Below are 18,039 nucleotides of genomic sequence, written 5' to 3'. Positions count from 1 at the left end.
ATGCTATTGACTTGAATTAATAGAATAATTCATTGTTTAAAATTAAAGAAAATGGGAAAGATCAGAACAGGAATCCTTGGTGGATTCTCAGGAAAAGTAGGAACAGTAATCGGTGCCAGCTGGCGTACGTTGGATGTAATGAGAAGTTTACCCAAAAAAACCAGTAAGCCACCAGTCAGATCACAAATTGATCAACGTAAAAAATTTGGCTTAATAACCGGTTTTTTAGGTGCTATTAGTGAGGTTGTGAGTAAAGGATACCAATCCGGCAACAAACTGTCTGGCCCGATGAACGAGGCGGTTAAATTTAATCTGAAAGAAGCTATCTCAGGTGTGTCTCCATTATTTACGATCAATTATGCTAAGTTAAAACTGACTCTTGGAAAGTTGGACAGTCCACAAGACCTTTTAGCAGTGCCAGTTTCAGGACGTAAAGTAGGAATCAGCTGGGCCTATGATCCTTTGGATTTTAACACAGAAGATGAACGTTTGGAGCGTTCTACGGATAGAGCTAGTATAATAATTTACGATGAAACGAAGGATTATTTTCTAATTCCATCTACCGCGGTCAGAACCGCTGGTAAATTAGAAGCACGTATGCTGTCTAAAACTATCGTTGGTAACACTTTACATTGCTGGTTTTACTTTTCTTCTTTAAATGGTAAAAAGGTAAGTACCAGTGTTTATCTGGGGTCTGTCAAAGCTATTGCGTAGGATTTGAATAAACCGGCAAGCTGACGAGTTTGCCGGTTTATATAATAAGATTGCTAATAACTGATAAATTCTTAAAATTTAAAATGTGATGAATATAAAAACTATAGAATTGCCGGGTATAATTAAATTATCGCCGGTTGTTAATACCTCCTTAAAAAGATCGGAACCTGGAATGATATTCGCAGTTTTGCTGTTAATATGGTGCTTTGCGCCCAGGTTTCTCAACTTATTTGATGAAAGGGTAGGTAGCATAGATCAAAGTATCTGGCTATTGATTTTATTGAGCATGATTAGCTTTCTTTTAATAACCGCTTTATCGTGGTGGTTATTACAATGGTTTTGGCTACTTATGAAGTTACCCGCTCTAACATTTATGGTTTCACAATTTAATATTTTACCGTCATGGCAACAATTAGGCTTTTACTGGGCATCATTTGCTTTGTTATTATTAGTGGCTTCGGCTTGCTTGATCGCGATTTGTTAAATAAGAAATTTAGCTTCAACGCTCTGGAGTGCCAAAAAAGAGAGCTTCTTGTTCGTATTGCGGAAAAAGAAATAGGGGTGAGGGAAATGACTGGAAACAATGACGGATTTCGTGTAGAGACTTATTTGACCAGTGTAAGTTTAAAAAAAGGGCAGCCCTGGTGTGCAGGTTTTGTGAGCTGGGTTTTTGCACAGGCTGGCTATGATAAACCACGATCAGGTTGGACACCAGATCTTTTCCCTTTATCCCGTTTAGCACGTTCTGCTTTACCAGGTAATTTGCTGGGTATATACTTTGTTAAATTAAAAAGAATAGCCCATGTTGGACTGACAGTTAATCAAAAAGGAGATTGGGTAAATAGTGTAGAAGGGAATACGAATATTCAGGGCAGCAGGGAAGGTGATGGAGTCTATAGAAAAAAGAGACATATCAAGACTATTTACAGAATTTCTGATTGGGTAAAAGTTGATTAGTGTTAATTTTTGTTAAATAAGATATTGTGTTTTCTTTTTGATAAATAATATTTATTATATTACTGTATTATTAAACCTATTTATTTTGAAAAACTTAAAATTATTCTGCAAAAGAGTTATACATACTTTTTTGATTATTCCTCCCTAATGTGACTATTTAACAATCGTTGAATAATTCAGATAGTTTAAAATTTAATCATGTGAATATGGAAATGAACGATAAAGTGAATTTGTTGATAAATGTCCTGGCTGAAATGATGAGTACGAAAAAGGAGGAGAAATTTGTTACTCATGAAAGAAATTTGTTAGATACCAATGATTTGAAATCTATGTTCCGCATTAGCGACCGTACTTTAAGAAGATGGCGAAATAAAAAGTTATTGAAGTCTGTGATTATTGTCGGCTGTCTTTATTACAGAAGAGAAGATGTGATGAGCTTAATGGTAAGTAAATTCAGGATGAGATAAAATGAAGATTAGATTTCCACCAACAAAGAATCTTAGTAAATTGAACAAATTATAGTCGATGTTACATCACGGAGCATCGACTATAATTAACAGGAATATTAATTGAGGTTTTTTCAGGACGAGACACCCAAGGCTTTACTTCGGTTTCATTATTTGTTTGAGGACATTGGGCACTTAATATCTCATGAACGTGGCCCATCTCAACGGGGCTCAATTTTGGAATTTATGATTGCCTTAGAAACTTGTTTTCCGAGGTTAGTTGTTCTTAATTCAATTGGAAATTTATTGAATTCGGATTCAGCAATGTCGTGATTTATTAAACCTTGCAAAAAACAGGATTGCAAGATCTCAAGTGCAAAATAAGAATTATTATTTCTCCTCATAAATCGTATCGCCAGGTCCAAATTATTTTTATTTTGAAGGTCTCTCTGACTAATCAGCTCTTTCATAAATAAAGTATCCTTGATGGCATTAGGGCCTCTTGCTTTGAATTTAGCAAGCAGAGCCTGACTCTCTTTTTCGTGAGGCTTTAGCAGATTATTGTAGGCGGTATAATCTCCATTAGTTTTAGAACCTATCACAGTGGCATCTTTAATATGATTTGTATTTGATACAACCGAAATAGATGAATTGGAAAATACAAGATACAGAGGGAGCTGGTCAGAGTCATCCGCAGGTGGCGATGTTATACTTTTACGGCGAATAGTAAGAAATACTTTTTCGGGCACCTTGTTTTTCAGGACAAATGAAAACTGACCATTAATAATTAATGCGGAATCAATTGCCGAGAAAATAAGACCTGATGTATCGGGGTATTGCAAATATACTTTTGTTGAGTCATTAAGTTTATTCATTCTGCCCTGAATGGTAATGCTATTCTGAGATCTTGTTATTAAAGGGATTACACAAATTAAAATGACTATTATAGCTCTCATTATTGGGTTTTATGGGTTTAAAATAAGTAAAATTTATGAATACAACCAATCTGGAAGACTACAATTATGAAGAACTAATCTCTGTTGAAGGAGTGAACCTATGTTTTGCTTTTTGTTGTAGTACCAGATTGACTAGCCGGTCTCTGTTCTCATTCACAACAAAAGATTTTTCTTGTGCTTTTATAAGTGAAAAATTAAACAAGAGTAAACAGATTAAAAGTGTGTTTTTCTTCAAAATATACGTGTTGAATTAGTAAGTTATGCTCCCTGACTCGCTGATTATTTAAGTATTTGTATATTAGGCAATGTAAAACAGAATGAGCAACCCCAATTATGTCATTATTCAACGACCTGTTCAAAGCAGGAATAATTAAAGAACAAGAAGTTGTAGAATTAAATAAGGCCCTGGAACACAGTACATCTGAGCCTAATGAAGTTTTGGAGGTCTTATGTAGGTTTTATCAGGAAAAAATATTAGCTGACAAGCATAATACGGGCACTATTTGGACGAACAGTCTGCCACAGGAAGATCATAAGGATTATTTTCCAGATGAACCCATGTTTCTGAAGTTTGTTGAGATTCTTTATCGGAATGAAGTAATATCTGAGATTGCTTATCAGAAGATAAAAAGGGTTCCTCTGAAAGGAGATCAATTCAGCTATTGCTCCGTGCTGCATTTATCCATTGAATTCATGTCCTTTTCCAGATTTTTCAGCTTGGAGGAGCAATTAGCATTTGCTGAGTTGCTCAGCGCGGAAAGCTCTAATGGTTCTGGCCGATTGATTAATGAACAGGAGAAAGAAAAATTATTCTTCGATATAAAGGCTGGTAAGCTTAAAACCAATCTCGATTTTTTCAGCTATTGCCATGGATGCAGGTTTATTGAACTCTCCGCTTATAAGAATAAGGAACAGGATCTATTAAAAAACCTGGTTAAAATATTAAACGAATTGATTGATGACGCATTCTCTATCCTAGAGATAACAACTTATAAGGAAGACTTTAAGGGAGCGCGTGATGATTGCAATAAACAGAGGACAGTGATTATTGATACTGGGAACAGAAAGCATCAGTATTGCTCCATATTTTTTGAGAATGAAACCCGAACCGAGTATAATCCCAAGATATTCATGTATGATATTTTGCGCTTTGTAAATCAGATGCTAGCTGATTTCAACCGGAGTTACAGGTTGACCGGAATCTCCAATAATTTACATGAACAACTATTTCAAGATAGCAAATCTCCATTTGCCATTTGTCGTTTCCGAGAGGAAAACAATAATGTCCTGGATTTTTATGATATGCAACAAAGATTTTTAATCCATACTTTTTCTCCGCTATTATACAAATCCCCTCTATCTTATACGCATATACAATATGCTTTCTATCATATCAAAAAGTGTGGTTTATTATTCCACTTAGGGGATGAACAGCTTGATACGATCATGAGTGATGTTTATAAAAATACTTATAGTAATATAAGAGATCTGTTTGATGTTTTTCCGGATATGACCGCATTTGCCAGTCACATGATAAACGCCGGGCAGAAACCATATCGCGATTTTCTATTGGCACTAAACCACATTTCACATGGTGTGCTAAACTTCACAGAAATTAGCGATGGAATTCCTGGACAGTTTAATTTTGGAACAGCAGCAACTTTCAAGATTTCTTTCAAGTGTAATGGTAATTATCATGAATTGGATTACGATTTAATTGGTAAAGAATTTAATGACAAAATAATTTATTATCTCATTAATGAGATTATCCAAAAGCAGTACAACGAATATCAGCTCATTCAATTAGCTAATAACAGCCATCAATATAATGCTTATTTATTTGTAACAAAACAGCAAAGGGAATATTTGGAAAGTATGAAAATCATAGAGATTGATCACCCTGGGTTTCACGGTTCTTTTATTAGCAATGACCTATAGTAATTTAAATAAACATTATTTATGGTTTTGCGATTTCAAGTACTATCCGACCGCTGATATCTCCCTTTTTCATATTATCAAATACCGCATTAGTATCTTCTAACCTGGCGGATTGGACAGTCGCTTTTACTTCTCCTTCAACTGCAAATGAAATGGCTTCATAGATGAATCAAACAGAAATTTGTTTGTACATACAAAATGATACGCTTCAATTTTGGTTTAATTTTTGAATTATACAGATAAGAAATGGCAGTAAAACATATAAAAGGAAATATTTTCAATACAAAGTGTCAAACCATTGTGAACACCGTGAATTGTGTTGGCGTAATGGGCAAAGGAATTGCCTTTGTGCATAGACTTCGTTATCCAAAAATGTATGAAGAATACAAAGAGCATTGTAAAAATAAACTCATCAAAACAGGTTCATTGTGGCTTTATACGAAACAAGAAAATGCACCTTGGATTTTAAGTTTTCCCACAAAGTTTCATTGGAAATATCCAAGCAAAATAGAATGGATTGAGCAAGGCGTACAAAAATTCGCAGAAACCTACGAGAAGAAAGGAATTACCTCGATCGCCTTTCCTTTACTAGGCACGCACAACGGAGGATTAGACACAAACGAAGTAAAAAGACTTATGGACGAGTATTTAGGAAAATGTGCTATAGACATTGAAATATACGATTATGACCCAAATGAAACAGACGATTTATTTGCATTGTTCAAAACAAAATGGTTGTCATTAGACGAGAAGATAATCAAAGCAGAAACAGGTATACAACCACAATACGCAAGAAAAATTTCAGAGATAATCCAAAACGGAGAAATAAACTCAATGATTACATTAGCTAATTATGACGGTATTGGAGAAAAGACATTAGAAAAAGCATTTGGATATGTACTTAATACAAACACTCTGACTTAAATAAGTAATACCCCCGCTCATCATTGACCCTTGCTGTCATCATTTCCATAAAAACTACCAATTGATGAATTACCGACTGGACCTTGGCTCTACTTATCGAACGATACATCATAAATCATCATTTAAATCCTTCATAGACATAAGAAATTTTATCTCGAATCTAAAAAGAAAAAAGGATCTAAGTTTACCTTAGATCCTTCCTGTAATATAGTTTGTTATTTAATAGCTATTGGCCAACTAAGTATGTTTTATTGAATGTTTACAATTTTAATAAAATATGGAGTTAAAAAGACCTTATTAGGGTCAAAATCTTGTTCTGCTCTATAGTTCTCAGATTTATATATTCTTTCATAAAGTGAGATATTGGCCTCTTTTCGGTTATCATATTTTATTGTTGAATATATTGCAAAAGCTGCGTTAACAGCTGCATTCATCTCAATCAAATCACTTCCGTCATTTTTTACATATCTTTTTTTAGCGGTAGCTGAACTATTAGAAATTAATATTGGAATGATTAATGATGCTTTTTTTCTGGTGCCAATCACCGATCTATAGTCAATAGTGTATAATTTTTTATAAGATGGAAACAGTTTATATGCTAAACTATCGTTCACACTAACTCCAGCTATCTCAATTTTTCCGTCATTTTTTTTAATCAAATCAACTCTGAAATTAATTGCATATAACGCAATACTATCTTGTAGTTCACTTTGCTTAAACCCACCGTTAACAAATAAATCGATTGATTTTATGAACGGCGTTTTTTTACTTTTTCCTGGGGCTTGAGCATTAGCCACTGTAGAAATAGCAATTAAAAAACAACAGCTGGTAATAAATATGTTGGTAAACTTTTTCATAGAGATTGGTTTATATAACTAAATAAATATTTTTTGCAATTTTTTGTTATTGTAAAATTGCTTTGCCAACTACGGGCATTTTGAGCCGGTATATCCGGGTTTACTAGTATCTTTTTCTTGTGAATTTGTTTGACTGTCAACATTAGAGAGCATAATAATCCCGCCCTGAGCCAAAGCCAATGCTCTGTTACGGTCATAACTTGGATTGAAAGCTATTACTACGTCTGCTAGCCCACGAATATATTTATCATATCCCATTGGCATGTGGGCTTGATCTTGAACAGCCACGAGCCTTCCTCCGTTAACATTCATCCCAAGAAATTGTCTGTTAAATTCTGCCTCCCCCAATCTTTCCTTTTTTTCTGCGAAGTATGCATGTAGTGCTTCATGATATAAAGTTACTAAAATGTATTCTTTAGAAGCGTTTTTTAAAACATCAGGATTTAAGCCAATTACGTAAGCTGACCCACTTGCCGAATTAAACCTACCGTCAGTTGTGCTGCCTATAAGTCTTTTATCTGGCTCAAATGTTAAATTTACTTCATCACTTACAGAAAAAGTTTTTTTTATTAGACCTGGTATGTCTGATTTTAAAGTAGATAATCTCGCTACTAGTGCTTGTGCGCAAGGATATCCTCTTAATGAATCAATTATATCTTTATTGGCGATACTACCAGAGGTACCACCATTCCCCCCTCCACCTGCACCACCTCCGCCACCACCGGGTGTACCAGTACCACCACCACCGCCACTAACGCCACCGCTATTGCCGCCACCTCCCCAGCTGCCACCGCCACTACCACCATTACCACCACCGCCACCAGCGCATGCCGTGTGAGTTGTCGTATAACATGTCTGTCCATCACCAGCACCAACGCAAGCCGTCTCTATGGCTGTATAACATTGAGGGAAACCATTTACAACTTTGTCTCCTGGTTTATGTTCAGTGCTATTTGTAGGGATTGTCGAGTTTCTTGTTCTACTAACAACTGATAAGTTTGGCACAAACCAGTTTTCTATAAACATGTGACCACTGAAATTTTTGTCTTTTTCCCACACTTGATCAGGAATCATAGAAATCATTTGCGCTTCACTTCCATCAAACGCTTTAGATGTTGTCATAAGCCTTAAGTACAACAAATTATCTAAACGAGTGCCAGATAAACCTCCATCTTCAAGTGTAATTCTTGCATCAAGTTTAACAGGCACAAATACCGCAACTGTATCACCATTACTTTGTGAAAAGGCGTTATCCCAATCTAACTTCCTTTTACCCAATAATTCTTTTGACAAAAATGATTCGCCCGTATAATTAGGTTCAATAATTTTTGAGTTTTTTTCAAAACTTTGTTTTGCACTTGATATTGATGTTCCTGCAACGTCAGAAGTAGACTGCGTTACGGGTTTGTCCTTTTTACAGGAAGCATAAGTTAACGTGAGAAATACTAGTGAAAAAACTAGCTTAACTGAACTATTCTTTAAAATTTTCTTCATACTTAATTTACATTTAACCAAGTATAGTTATTAAACCGAGTAGGAATTTTTTTTTTACGTCAAATGAGGTTTTGACGCGGTGAAAATCTGTCAAATACGGAAACCCGTAACTTTCTTCTTCACTTATTGGATTTTTCAGTCAGAGGTCAAAATGAGATGGTAAAGCAATCGGGATTCTGAAGCTTGCGGAGTTTTATCTCCTATGTGATTAGAAACCTATGTTTTACCAGAAATAGCCTCCAGAACCATTTGAATCTGTTAATTTAAGTCCCACTGGGTTTTTTAGATAGTTGAGTAATTTATTGAATTGCCCAAGTCTTAAGTTGACTTTTAGTATTAAAATATTACTGCTAAAGTCGGGCCCTTCGCTTAAAACAATAGTATCATAAGGGTATCTTAATAAATTCATGAACCCTTTCTCTCTTTCAGAAACAAGATTATAAAATCCTCTTCCGTAATCAAAATATTTAAAGTTTTTTAAATCAATATGGACATTCTTATTCCAGGGCATTAGGTATTTAATATGGAGTGTACTGCCATCAATATTAAGCTTGCAGCTAAATCTTGAAAAGAAGAAATAAAAGGCAATCAGTATAAGAGTGAGATAGCATATGAATCCCAATGTATGCTCCTGAATAGATTCAAGATTTGAGAAAACATATGCTATTATAAATATTACAATTAAATAAATTGTGATGGAATACGAAAGTTTTAACTTCATTATCGATAAGATAGAGGATTATTACATAAACGAGCCATATAGGTCTTCTCTTCATAATGGCTGTTAAGCTCATTGGTAGATTGAATACTGCTTGTGTATATATGTCTTGTTGTATCAGGCCGTCAGCATATTTTATTGTATAATAATCAAATTTTGTAATTTATATAAAGTAGTAATTTACCATTTTCTGATTACTTCATCAGGTAGTGGGCAATAAAAATCTTGCTGGTCTTCCCCGGATCACCGTCAGGTGTAGGTAACAGGTATTTGTAACGGATAATCTTTTTGGCCGTCAAGCGTGCAGGTACTGTACCAGAATTCTTCGGTCTCAAAACGCGGCTGGCCGGAGAAATTCCTGCAAAAGCTTATCAATTACAGATTCGGCTAAACTCATCTGTATCTTATCCGGTATTTCTTGCTTGTTTTATCTGCTGAAACGATCGATTATAGCTGTCATAAACTACTTTCTCCCTTTCGTAAGTATGATTAGGCTTCCAAAGTTCTTCTGTTTTAATCCTATCACCTTTAATTTTTGTTTCTGAACTTAACAATGTTCCTCTTTTATAATCTTCAGTTAAATCAATAGGATTTGTTTTTACCAGATATTTATTCAGCATCCCTGGAATCTCGTGAAAGTTCTTGCAGTCATCTTTTATTGTTATTTCCCTGCGATTTCGAAATCCAAATGGGAAAAGTCTATTTAAAAACCAAGGGTTTTCTTGAATGCTTTGGCCTGGCGGCTCTGTCAAATAGAAAATAAATTGTGAATTGTCGTCAGAATCGTAGTCTGTATAAATTATCGTTTCTATAGTCCTCCAGCCAATGAATTGAATGGTATCAAAAAGAGGTAATTTATAACTTATACCATTGTTGTCAAATGTAACGCTTTCTTGTCTTTCAACTTGTTTCTTTATAGACTGCTCTGAGACTTTAAACCCAAATGTGAGGCCATAAAGTATCATGCCCGGCACTAAAAAGAAAAGTACGGAAACGATATAAGCACCAATAATTTTCACATCCTGGAAAATCATAAATATTGTTAAGCCTAGCCCTAAACTTATAAAAAGGGCAAGTAGTAACTTTATACCTGTAAACCAGTTTATTTTCATATTTCAATTTTGCCAGTTTGCAGCTCTTTTTTTCCTCTCAAACTTAATAATTTAAAATGTTTTTTACCTAAACAGCAGGCAGCCCGACAGGATCATTGAGAATTTGTAACTTGCAGTCTAACGCAAACCTTATGAACCTGATTGGGAGAAATAAAATCGCTAACTATATACTTAAGCATTCTCAATCCCGTGTAGTTCTATTAACCTTTCTCAAAGAATTTCCTTATCGGCATGAGCAGCATACAGCTCATAGTTCTGTTCAGGTTGACGGGACATTCCAAATGGATGGCTTTGATTGTTTAATCAAAGTTCGAACAAATCATTTTGCTAAAGCCATCAATATTTTAGAGCTTACCACCAAGGAAGAGGAAATGAATAAGTGGGAGCAAAAACGTAAAGAACAGGAAGCAACCGGGATTGGAGAAGAGATCATAAACCAGTCGGTCACCGTAGTTGTTACATTTCCGCCACCGGATATAGAAGATCTGGACCAATTAGAACAAAGCAATAATAAGGAGGTTGTTGCAAACCTGTTCCATCCAGAGCTGAAGGAGTTGGCAATTGGTACAGCAGATGAATATGAGCAAAATCTTGATCGTGTAAACATACTATTTGATGCAAAACCTGAAACCCCTGAATTTGAGGAACTCTTAACTTTGCTTCCAAAGGTGATTGACTATGAAGAGTACATGCTGGAATTTCCGAAACTTAAGATTTTTGAGGCTGTGAAGAATCGGATAGATTTTTTTTCAATAACGCCTATTGAACTGCGCTACATCATAGGTACAGACCATCAAGTGGATTTGTTTTTTTCTGGTAACCTGGAACTTGCAGATGATGTTTTGGGCAAGTTATATGAATTTGTTGCCTTACGCGCGCCAGTTACCGACAAACGGTTCTTTTAAACAGCTATATATTCATAAAATATGGTACATAAAAATAATTGATTTAAACCCCTTCGATGATGGCATTCTTAGATAAATGGAGAAATAGAAAATTATTCATCATTGCTGGAGGTATTTTAGTGATAATGGCAATCGCTGTAATTTTCCCAATAGAAAAAAGCAAAGCTATTACGATAGCCGAATTCCATTACACTTATCTTACTTTAATCATTGGTGTTTTGCTTTCGCTGTATGGCTTTTTAGGAACCCGGATTTTTACAGCGTTACTTTTTATGATTTTGAGCGCCATCATCAGCTCGATGATTTGGTTTATGTTATTTTCAGACTCTTTTGTGTCGATGATTGTCGCAATTTGGATCGGCTTTCCTGTTGGTTTACTCGTGGGCCTGATTTTTGTGATTGTGAACGCATTATTTTTAGAACCTGTTGAACGCAAAAGATGGAAGCTGATTAAACAGGTACTGGTTTACGTCCTTATTCTCTCAATGTTTACTCTTCTTTTTTACAAAGGTGGATTGTAGATTTGATGAAACATAATTTGTTTAAAAAGAGAATATGAGTGAAATAGGGGTGCAATATGCTAAGATTGTTGAGGCCAGAAAATATTCTGTTTTAATTCTTTCTTACTTTTTGGGAGGGACATTTTTATCGGCTTTTGCAGCCTGGCAATTGCATCACCTGGCTATATTGTGTATTGGCTTCATAATTTTTGGTATTTGTCCGATTATATTTAAAAAGTATTATAGAAGGCCTTTTATAAAAAAGGTCAGTGTAGAATGTACTGATAGCTATTTCGATATTAATGTTTTTGATTCAAAAAAAGATGAAGTAGTGAGCGTGCATAAATATTTTTACAATGACATTAAATCCTATAGAACTTTTGAATCCACTACGGAAAGCTCTTCTCAATTGAAAATATGGTTAAGAGAAGGCGGGAGTGTAAATTATATTTTTGTTGAGGAAGAATATGATGAAGGAGATTCTATACTTAACATTATTATGAAAGAAATAAAGGGATATAATGAAAACAATTCTGCAGAGTGCAAGATCTTATTGGAGAAAAATTTATTTGCCACAAAAATTGGTAATTACATCATTATTTTATTAGGGATTGGCTGGATTTGTCTTCTCATTTTTCAAATTGCCTTTAAGCAGAAATCAATCCCATTATCAGTGATTGGAGGAATAATGCTTTTCTTACAGATCTTAATTCAGCGAAAAAAAGATATCACAGTGTATGAAGCTAACAGGTAATTGTTATTATCATTCTGTTGAAAAATTCCATCCTCTTTACAAAAATTAAAGTTTAAGTGTTTAAATTTCCTCACGAATATCAACTTGACACGGAATCACCGATATATACAACTTTTCCTGCTCATTATAATAGTGCCCCCATTGCATGCAGGTTCAGCAGACCTGAAGATAAAGGAAAAGTTGAATCGGCGATTAAGTATGTGAAAAACGACTTTCTGAAAAACTTTAGGGGATCTGATTATGACGCACTAGTCTGCGAACTTAAAGTCTGGAATAAGGAAGTTTGTAATAAGCGTGTTCATGGCACCACCAGAAAGATTCCTGAAACCGTCTTTAATGGTATAGACAAACAGGCCTTGGCTGCACTTTCTCTCCGACGGTACCAGGTAATGGACCTATCTACACTAAAGGTAAGCCACATGGCACAATCAGTTATCGTCATAATTACTATTCTGTCCCGAAAATCTCTACTTTACAAAAGTCAGGTTTTACAGGGAGAGGTCAAATATGAATGTAAATTGTCCTATTCAAATCAGTATTGATTTTTAGAATCACATTCTCTATATTCCTTTCCTGTTATCGGATTGATATAAAACCATTCCCATTTGTCCGCATTGTAAATGCCCGCTTTTCCATCTGCAGTTAAAGTAGTATAGATAGGATCGATTATGATCTTTCCTGTCTTAATATCAATTAAACCATATTTTTTCTTTTTATAGTCACTTTGTGACTCAAATTCGAATTTCCAGATGTATGGATAACCTTTCATTTGCTCTAAGCTACCATATCTCATAGGCAATATCCATTTCTTACCAGCACTGTCAAAAATTCCAGAAAGTGAGGAGGAATCAGACTTAGTCGTTCCAGATACAGCAAACCAGTGTTTATGATCACGTGTTTGTTCGATTCTTTTGACCAAAAAGTTTTGAGGAAGCAAAGGATCCATTCCAAGATCATGTACTGTCGGATACATTAAATTGCCACTATTGGAGGTGACGACAAAATCTTTAGTTTTGGTTCTGTCACTTTCCCAGAATCCATTTTTATGAAGGAGGTAAAATCCATTTTGCAGATGAATTATGCTATAAATGAGAAAATAATCTGTTTCAGGTACTGACCAGATCATTTTTGCATTCCCGATAATTTCAGATGCGTTGGTATTGTCATCTAAATATTTACTAATCTGCAGAGGGAAGATTTTTTTTAAATCGGGGTATATGTAAATATGGGCTTGCTGATCTTCCATAAAATTAAACTTTACTTCAATGCCGGAAATTCTGCTTACCGTGTTTAATTCTTTTAGCTCTTCACCTACTTTTAAATTGACCACTCTGGGAATGTTAAAAATAGCCTCACCTTGACGTTTTACATCCAAATCCACGATTTGATACGAGTCCCCTTGCTGGCGCAGAAGTGTGGAGTCTATTAAGAAGCCTTTAAAGAGTCCTGATAGATGCTTGATATTCCGCTTGTCAATTTGGTATAAATGATCGTTAATTAATACTTTATTCTTAAAGTGCCTAATATTGGAAGTCTCATAAGGATAGGCACCATTCCGATGGTCTGTGCTAACAAATGTCTGTTTGTTATTGAGTAGGGTAATTTCCCATTTCATTCTCTGAACTTCCGTATCAAAAAATCTTTTATCTCTGGCACCACCCATGATTGAAAAACCGGGGAATAGTTTCCATTGGTTGATTCTCCACCATGCATTATATTTTTTTCGGGTAATCGCAAGAGTTTCATTTCCCACAGCAGCCAATTGTACTTCATCATACTTGCAGCCTATAATAATCACTCCTTCTTTATTAATTATTCCTTTATGACCGTCTTTTTCTATAATTGCAAATTCATTGGTAAAAAGACTGGCATCTTTAAACTGCGGTTGAATTTTCAGTTGGCCTTTCTGATCACTATAGCCTATTAAACCAGATTTGCTTTTCCATGGGTACAGTATTTCTTCTGATGAGTCTTGAGCTATTGCCCTAAAAGTTTGAGACATAAAAATTAGGAATAAACTGATGATCACAATAGGTTTGCGATTATATAATATATGAACGGATAAATGCATAATTTTAATATTGTATAAATGCTTTAAATGCCAGAATTAACAAAGCGATGACTGCCTGGATGATGCCCCAGTATTATAATGGATTGCACATTTCATATAGGTAAATCTGCCTGGTAAAAAAGCAACCTATGAAAACAGGAAGCATTTTTAGTTAAACTCAGTTAATAAGACCGAATATAGCTATATGGCCTATTGTATAATGTCGTTTAATACTTGAAATATGTTCATCGGGTATTCTGCTACTCTATTACATAGATATAAGTACCACTCTTTTCCATAAACAAAGTAAAGCTTGGTCTGATAGCCCTGATCTTTAAGCGAGAAAAGTTGATCATTGCATATACCAAATAAACTTTCAAACTCATAGATTTCTTTTTCCGGTTTATGTTTATGAATTAGTAATCGGGCATTTTCTTGTATTTTTGGATCATGTGTAGCTATTGAACATTTATGGTTTTGCGCAAGTAACTGATCAATATAATCCAAATAAGTATCATCAAGTTTTTCACCTCTGGGCATAGAATGCCCACTAGCTGTTTCAAATGCACCCTTTACAATCCTGATTCTACCACTTTCTTTCTTAATCTCCTTAAAATCGTCTTTCGTTCTATATAGATAGGCCTGCAGGGTTATTGCCAAATGATCATAATTTTGTATTGCCTTTTTATAAGTATCAATAATGGCGTCTGTCCTTTCAGTTCCCTCTGCACTTATAATAATCTCAATATCTGATTTAGAGGCTTCATTACAAATAGCATTTAAATTATTTAGGCAAAGGTCTTTTGATACGGATAAACCTATGTGGGATAGATCTAAAGATACTGTGGCATTTAAATGCTGTGACCTTATTTGTTTACAAATACGGATAAATTCTTGAGTTGAGTCGTTCGATTCCTGCTCTGTTCTGGTACTTTCTCCCATAAATTCTATGGAGGCTTTTAAATTATTTAAAGCCTTGACTTTAACGATTGTTTCCTCAAGGGTTTCACCTCCAATATACCTATCAGCAGCTTTCTTGAAAAGTTGAAATAGGACTGGATTAGCTAAAATATATGCCTTTGAATCTTCATTCAATGCTGCTTTTCTTAATGCTTGAGCTCCTATTTGCAATAAGTTTTTATCCATTTTAATTTCTTTTTCTGATGAATTGCAATGATAAGATTTGCGATTGGTATTCGTTTCAGCTAGAAGTAAAATTACATCTTCATAGAAGCCGATTTAGCAAAACGAAATGGATATAGGTTATTCTTCATTATTTGATCAGGTTGAAATACGGTAATAATAATAAGATCAAAGCCACGAATTTCTGACTAAGGCCAGTTGAAATAAAAGGCTCCATAACGTTTTCATTTAATTAGCTAAGATAGGTCTGAATTTGAGCAGAAGTTTTATAAATTAGAAAACCTCAACTGGCGTTATGCCACTAAAAAATTTAGCGGACAGAAGGTATCCGGTAAAGATTTAAATACAATGCTTATTATTGACGATTTCCATAAAATTATTATACAATTTAAAGTTTCCTTTCCCACTATATGCAAGATTACTCACAGCAAGATCTATACAGGATAAGAGATTTTACTCCGACACACATAAATTCAGGAATATTTTCGACAGCGTATCAGCCATTTCGTGAGGAGGAGGAGAAAAATTTATGTATTTCTTGCAAAAAGAACTGATTCCTGAAATCGAATCCAAATATTCAACTGCACCATACCGCATGCTAATAAGGCATTCCTTAGGAAGGAATTAAGAATTTGATTTTTTAACTTTATGATACAGCTTATGTGCGAGAACTGTATATATCGGTGATTTCGGGTGACTTCAGCAGATTTCCTTGACTGCGCGGATATATTGTCAATGGTTGTCTGTGAATTTGATCTCCATGATCTTTTGTTCAAACAATTCGGGTGGTACCACTGCCTTGCCTTTAATCCGGGCTTTGTAGGTATACACTGTATTGACGGTATAGCCGAGTATTTTGGCTATGGTTTCAATATCGGTAATACCTAAGCGTATCAAAGCGAAAATACGTAAAGTAGCCGTCAGCAATTCGCCCTCTTTCAGCCATAGCTGGTCTTCTTGCTTTAGCAATGAATTAAATGAGGCGACAAAATTGGGGAAAAGGGTAAGGAAAACTCTGTCCAATGTGCTGTATAGTTGATTCTTTTCCGTTTGTATATGCACATTTCCCAGCACTATGTTGGCATCCTGGTATTTTCCTATTTTTATATTATGCTGCGCTTTGCGTTTTACCTTATCCAGTGTTTCTATGTATGACGAGCAGGTTTTAAAAAATAATCCTATTAGTTCTTCTTTTATCCGTGATGATTCCCAAAGCCTGCCGTTAGCATCCTCTAATTCTTTATTCTTTTGCTGAATTACCTGTTCGTTCGTTTTAATGCGTATCATTTGCTTCCGAAAAATCACCAGTTGAAAAACAAGCACAATGGCCACAAACATAAATATCACAAAGCCTATCCAAAGCATGTCCTTTTCGTGCTGCTTCTCTTCTATCAGTCTGCTGGCTATCAGAGGTAGCACCGATTCTATCTGCGCCGCGCGGTTTCGTGTACCATAAAATGCCGCGTTACCAAGTGCTTCTTGCATACAGATATAAGCATCATTGTTCCTATTGTGTTGAAATAGCTCCTGCCCTAATAGAAATATAGCGAAGGTTTCCTTAGTGGCTGATCGGATGTCGTTAATAGCGGCCAGAGTCACCAGCAACAGCTTATCATCCTTAGCGTAGGCATGACTTATGCGGGTAGCCACAATCGCTATCTGGTGTTCAGTAAGTTTATGACTTAACAAATAATTGTAATAAAACCCGGCAGTTGGTTTTTTTCTGCTTCCCGAATCTGGCAGAAAGGCCAGGCTTATGGTTTTCTCCATTTCATCGGGATTGATGAGCTGTCCGGCATTTTTAAAATCTGTTTTCGATGCCAGGTGATATTGTTTAGCGTAGTAAGCATCATTATTAAACGAACCAATCTCGGCATGTAGAAAACCACGCAATAGTAAATATTCATACCGTGTTTGTTTCAACATGCGGTTGGTATCTATGGTAGCCATAGCATCAAACGCTTCCTTATAGAATCCAGATTTCATTAAAACTGTTGCAAGACTCATTTGACTTTTAATGAGTTGCTTTTTTTTATTAAATTTTTGTGAAATGGCTATCATCCGGTGAGCGCTGGTGATGGCAGAATCAAAACGGAAAGCGCTATACTCGTTGAATAGATCGGAAAGCAACTTAAACCGAGGATTGAACTCCTTTGCCGGAGTTTCCACTAACTGCTGCCTTATTGCTTGTATCTTTTGCTCTTTGCGTTTGATGTAGCTGTTCTCTTTTTTAAGTTCGGCCTTCAAAACTTTCCATAGGCTATCTACTTTTATGTTGTTCGAATATCCCATAAGAGCGGGAAATAACAACACAATAATTACCAAAAATCTTCTTCCCATCAGTTTACTTATATAACAAAATATGTCTTGATCATAAAACTACGATAAAAAATAATTCATAGCCGGATCGCGACCGGACGGTCGAATATAAATGGTTGGACCGGGGCTGTTATGCGTTGTTTTTTAGTGGAAAAGTTTTGATTTTTAGATTCAAAATATTATATATTTATCTGGTAATTAGGTTTTTATAATTTTTAACTGTTTGATTTTTATTCTGGTGGCTTACCGCAT

At 35.2% G+C, this 18,039-nt stretch carries 18 protein-coding genes; 9 read left to right on the top strand and 9 right to left on the bottom strand.

Going from position 1 to position 18,039, the window contains the following annotated elements:
• The first annotated feature begins 51 nt into the window (after positions 1-51).
• From AY601_RS10135 to AY601_RS10120, 3 genes are all read left to right on the top strand, one after another.
• The gene (locus AY601_RS10135; protein WP_068400139.1) at positions 52-714 is read left to right on the top strand and encodes a DUF6266 family protein; all 663 of its coding nucleotides are present in this window, start codon (positions 52-54) and stop codon (positions 712-714) included.
• A 402-nt stretch (positions 715-1,116) separates the two neighbouring features.
• Positions 1,117-1,671 (top strand): peptidoglycan-binding protein, encoded by a 555-nt coding sequence (locus tag AY601_RS10125; protein ID WP_198163663.1) that lies wholly within the window; start codon positions 1,117-1,119, stop codon positions 1,669-1,671.
• 206 nt (positions 1,672-1,877) lie between these two features.
• Positions 1,878-2,138 carry a helix-turn-helix domain-containing protein gene (locus AY601_RS10120; RefSeq protein ID WP_068400130.1) on the top strand — a complete coding sequence of 87 codons (261 nt, stop codon included), beginning with the start codon at positions 1,878-1,880 and terminating at the stop codon, positions 2,136-2,138.
• 200 nt (positions 2,139-2,338) lie between these two features.
• On the opposite strand, the gene AY601_RS10115 is transcribed toward AY601_RS10120, so the two are convergent.
• Positions 2,339-3,073, bottom strand: a complete 735-nt coding sequence (locus AY601_RS10115; RefSeq protein ID WP_084359193.1) for a DUF4369 domain-containing protein — start codon at positions 3,071-3,073, stop codon at positions 2,339-2,341.
• Between the two features lie 333 nt (positions 3,074-3,406).
• Here AY601_RS10115 and AY601_RS10110 point away from each other — a divergent pair, with 333 nt between their 5' ends.
• Positions 3,407-5,011: a hypothetical protein gene (locus tag AY601_RS10110; protein WP_068400124.1), complete on the top strand. Its 1,605-nt coding sequence runs from the start codon at positions 3,407-3,409 to the stop codon at positions 5,009-5,011.
• A gap of 246 nt (positions 5,012-5,257) precedes the next feature.
• Positions 5,258-5,935 carry a macro domain-containing protein gene (locus tag AY601_RS10105; RefSeq protein ID WP_068400120.1) on the top strand — a complete coding sequence of 226 codons (678 nt, stop codon included), beginning with the start codon at positions 5,258-5,260 and terminating at the stop codon, positions 5,933-5,935.
• Positions 5,936-6,183: 248 nt separating this feature from the next.
• Here AY601_RS10105 and AY601_RS10100 read toward each other — a convergent pair whose 3' ends face one another.
• The 5 genes from AY601_RS10100 to AY601_RS10085 form a co-directional block, all read right to left on the bottom strand.
• Positions 6,184-6,792: a hypothetical protein gene (locus AY601_RS10100; protein ID WP_068400115.1), complete on the bottom strand. Its 609-nt coding sequence runs from the start codon at positions 6,790-6,792 to the stop codon at positions 6,184-6,186.
• Positions 6,793-6,861: 69 nt separating this feature from the next.
• Positions 6,862-8,286, bottom strand: a complete 1,425-nt coding sequence (locus tag AY601_RS25920; RefSeq protein ID WP_068400112.1) for a hypothetical protein — start codon at positions 8,284-8,286, stop codon at positions 6,862-6,864.
• A gap of 223 nt (positions 8,287-8,509) precedes the next feature.
• A complete protein-coding gene (locus AY601_RS25640; protein WP_157287838.1) occupies positions 8,510-9,007 on the bottom strand; it encodes a hypothetical protein in 498 nt (165 codons plus the stop codon).
• Between the two features lie 191 nt (positions 9,008-9,198).
• A complete protein-coding gene (locus AY601_RS25635; RefSeq protein ID WP_157287836.1) occupies positions 9,199-9,339 on the bottom strand; it encodes a hypothetical protein in 141 nt (46 codons plus the stop codon).
• 69 nt (positions 9,340-9,408) lie between these two features.
• Positions 9,409-10,116: a hypothetical protein gene (locus AY601_RS10085; RefSeq protein ID WP_068400106.1), complete on the bottom strand. Its 708-nt coding sequence runs from the start codon at positions 10,114-10,116 to the stop codon at positions 9,409-9,411.
• 131 nt (positions 10,117-10,247) lie between these two features.
• On the opposite strand from AY601_RS10085, the gene AY601_RS10080 reads away from it, so the two are divergent.
• From AY601_RS10080 to AY601_RS10065, 4 genes are read left to right on the top strand one after another with little or no spacing between them, the layout of a single operon-like run.
• On the top strand, positions 10,248-11,021 hold the full coding sequence (locus tag AY601_RS10080; RefSeq protein ID WP_068400103.1) for a hypothetical protein: 774 nt from the start codon (positions 10,248-10,250) through the stop codon (positions 11,019-11,021).
• Between the two features lie 56 nt (positions 11,022-11,077).
• Positions 11,078-11,542, top strand: coding sequence for a hypothetical protein (locus AY601_RS10075; RefSeq protein WP_157287834.1), 465 nt, complete (start codon positions 11,078-11,080; stop codon positions 11,540-11,542).
• A 34-nt stretch (positions 11,543-11,576) separates the two neighbouring features.
• Positions 11,577-12,275 (top strand): hypothetical protein, encoded by a 699-nt coding sequence (locus tag AY601_RS10070; RefSeq protein ID WP_068400097.1) that lies wholly within the window; start codon positions 11,577-11,579, stop codon positions 12,273-12,275.
• 56 nt (positions 12,276-12,331) lie between these two features.
• Positions 12,332-12,817: a transposase gene (locus AY601_RS10065; RefSeq protein WP_068400093.1), complete on the top strand. Its 486-nt coding sequence runs from the start codon at positions 12,332-12,334 to the stop codon at positions 12,815-12,817.
• On the opposite strand, the gene AY601_RS10060 is transcribed toward AY601_RS10065, so the two are convergent.
• The 3 genes from AY601_RS10060 to AY601_RS10050 form a co-directional block, all read right to left on the bottom strand.
• The gene (locus AY601_RS10060) at positions 12,808-14,346 is read right to left on the bottom strand and encodes a WG repeat-containing protein (protein ID WP_068400090.1); all 1,539 of its coding nucleotides are present in this window, start codon (positions 14,344-14,346) and stop codon (positions 12,808-12,810) included. The genes AY601_RS10065 and AY601_RS10060 overlap by 10 nt on opposite strands.
• 189 nt (positions 14,347-14,535) lie before the next feature.
• Complete coding sequence (locus tag AY601_RS10055; protein ID WP_068400086.1) at positions 14,536-15,471, bottom strand: proline dehydrogenase family protein; 936 nt, start codon at positions 15,469-15,471, stop codon at positions 14,536-14,538.
• A gap of 729 nt (positions 15,472-16,200) precedes the next feature.
• A complete protein-coding gene (locus AY601_RS10050; protein WP_198163662.1) occupies positions 16,201-17,760 on the bottom strand; it encodes a DUF6377 domain-containing protein in 1,560 nt (519 codons plus the stop codon).
• Positions 17,761-18,039: the final 279 nt, after the last annotated feature.

Source organism: Pedobacter cryoconitis (assembly GCF_001590605.1).
GTDB classification, from domain to species: domain Bacteria; phylum Bacteroidota; class Bacteroidia; order Sphingobacteriales; family Sphingobacteriaceae; genus Pedobacter; species Pedobacter cryoconitis_A.
The sequence above is the reverse complement of the archived record's forward strand: the minus strand, read 5'-3'. Positions and strand labels throughout refer to the sequence as shown.

Coding starts and splice junctions, on each gene's coding strand:
- AY601_RS10085 (WP_068400106.1), bottom strand. CDS start 10,116: ATGAAAATAAACTGGTTTACAGGTATAAAGTTACTACTTGCCCTTTTT.
- AY601_RS10070 (WP_068400097.1), top strand. CDS start 11,577: ATGAGTGAAATAGGGGTGCAATATGCTAAGATTGTTGAGGCCAGAAAA.
- AY601_RS25640 (WP_157287838.1), bottom strand. CDS start 9,007: ATGAAGTTAAAACTTTCGTATTCCATCACAATTTATTTAATTGTAATA.
- AY601_RS10060 (WP_068400090.1), bottom strand. CDS start 14,346: ATGCATTTATCCGTTCATATATTATATAATCGCAAACCTATTGTGATC.
- AY601_RS10100 (WP_068400115.1), bottom strand. CDS start 6,792: ATGAAAAAGTTTACCAACATATTTATTACCAGCTGTTGTTTTTTAATT.
- AY601_RS10055 (WP_068400086.1), bottom strand. CDS start 15,471: ATGGATAAAAACTTATTGCAAATAGGAGCTCAAGCATTAAGAAAAGCA.
- AY601_RS10075 (WP_157287834.1), top strand. CDS start 11,078: ATGATGGCATTCTTAGATAAATGGAGAAATAGAAAATTATTCATCATT.
- AY601_RS10110 (WP_068400124.1), top strand. CDS start 3,407: ATGTCATTATTCAACGACCTGTTCAAAGCAGGAATAATTAAAGAACAA.
- AY601_RS10135 (WP_068400139.1), top strand. CDS start 52: ATGGGAAAGATCAGAACAGGAATCCTTGGTGGATTCTCAGGAAAAGTA.
- AY601_RS10125 (WP_198163663.1), top strand. CDS start 1,117: ATGGCAACAATTAGGCTTTTACTGGGCATCATTTGCTTTGTTATTATT.
- AY601_RS10120 (WP_068400130.1), top strand. CDS start 1,878: ATGGAAATGAACGATAAAGTGAATTTGTTGATAAATGTCCTGGCTGAA.
- AY601_RS25920 (WP_068400112.1), bottom strand. CDS start 8,286: ATGAAGAAAATTTTAAAGAATAGTTCAGTTAAGCTAGTTTTTTCACTA.
- AY601_RS10080 (WP_068400103.1), top strand. CDS start 10,248: ATGAACCTGATTGGGAGAAATAAAATCGCTAACTATATACTTAAGCAT.
- AY601_RS10050 (WP_198163662.1), bottom strand. CDS start 17,760: ATGGGATATTCGAACAACATAAAAGTAGATAGCCTATGGAAAGTTTTG.
- AY601_RS10115 (WP_084359193.1), bottom strand. CDS start 3,073: ATGAGAGCTATAATAGTCATTTTAATTTGTGTAATCCCTTTAATAACA.
- AY601_RS10105 (WP_068400120.1), top strand. CDS start 5,258: ATGGCAGTAAAACATATAAAAGGAAATATTTTCAATACAAAGTGTCAA.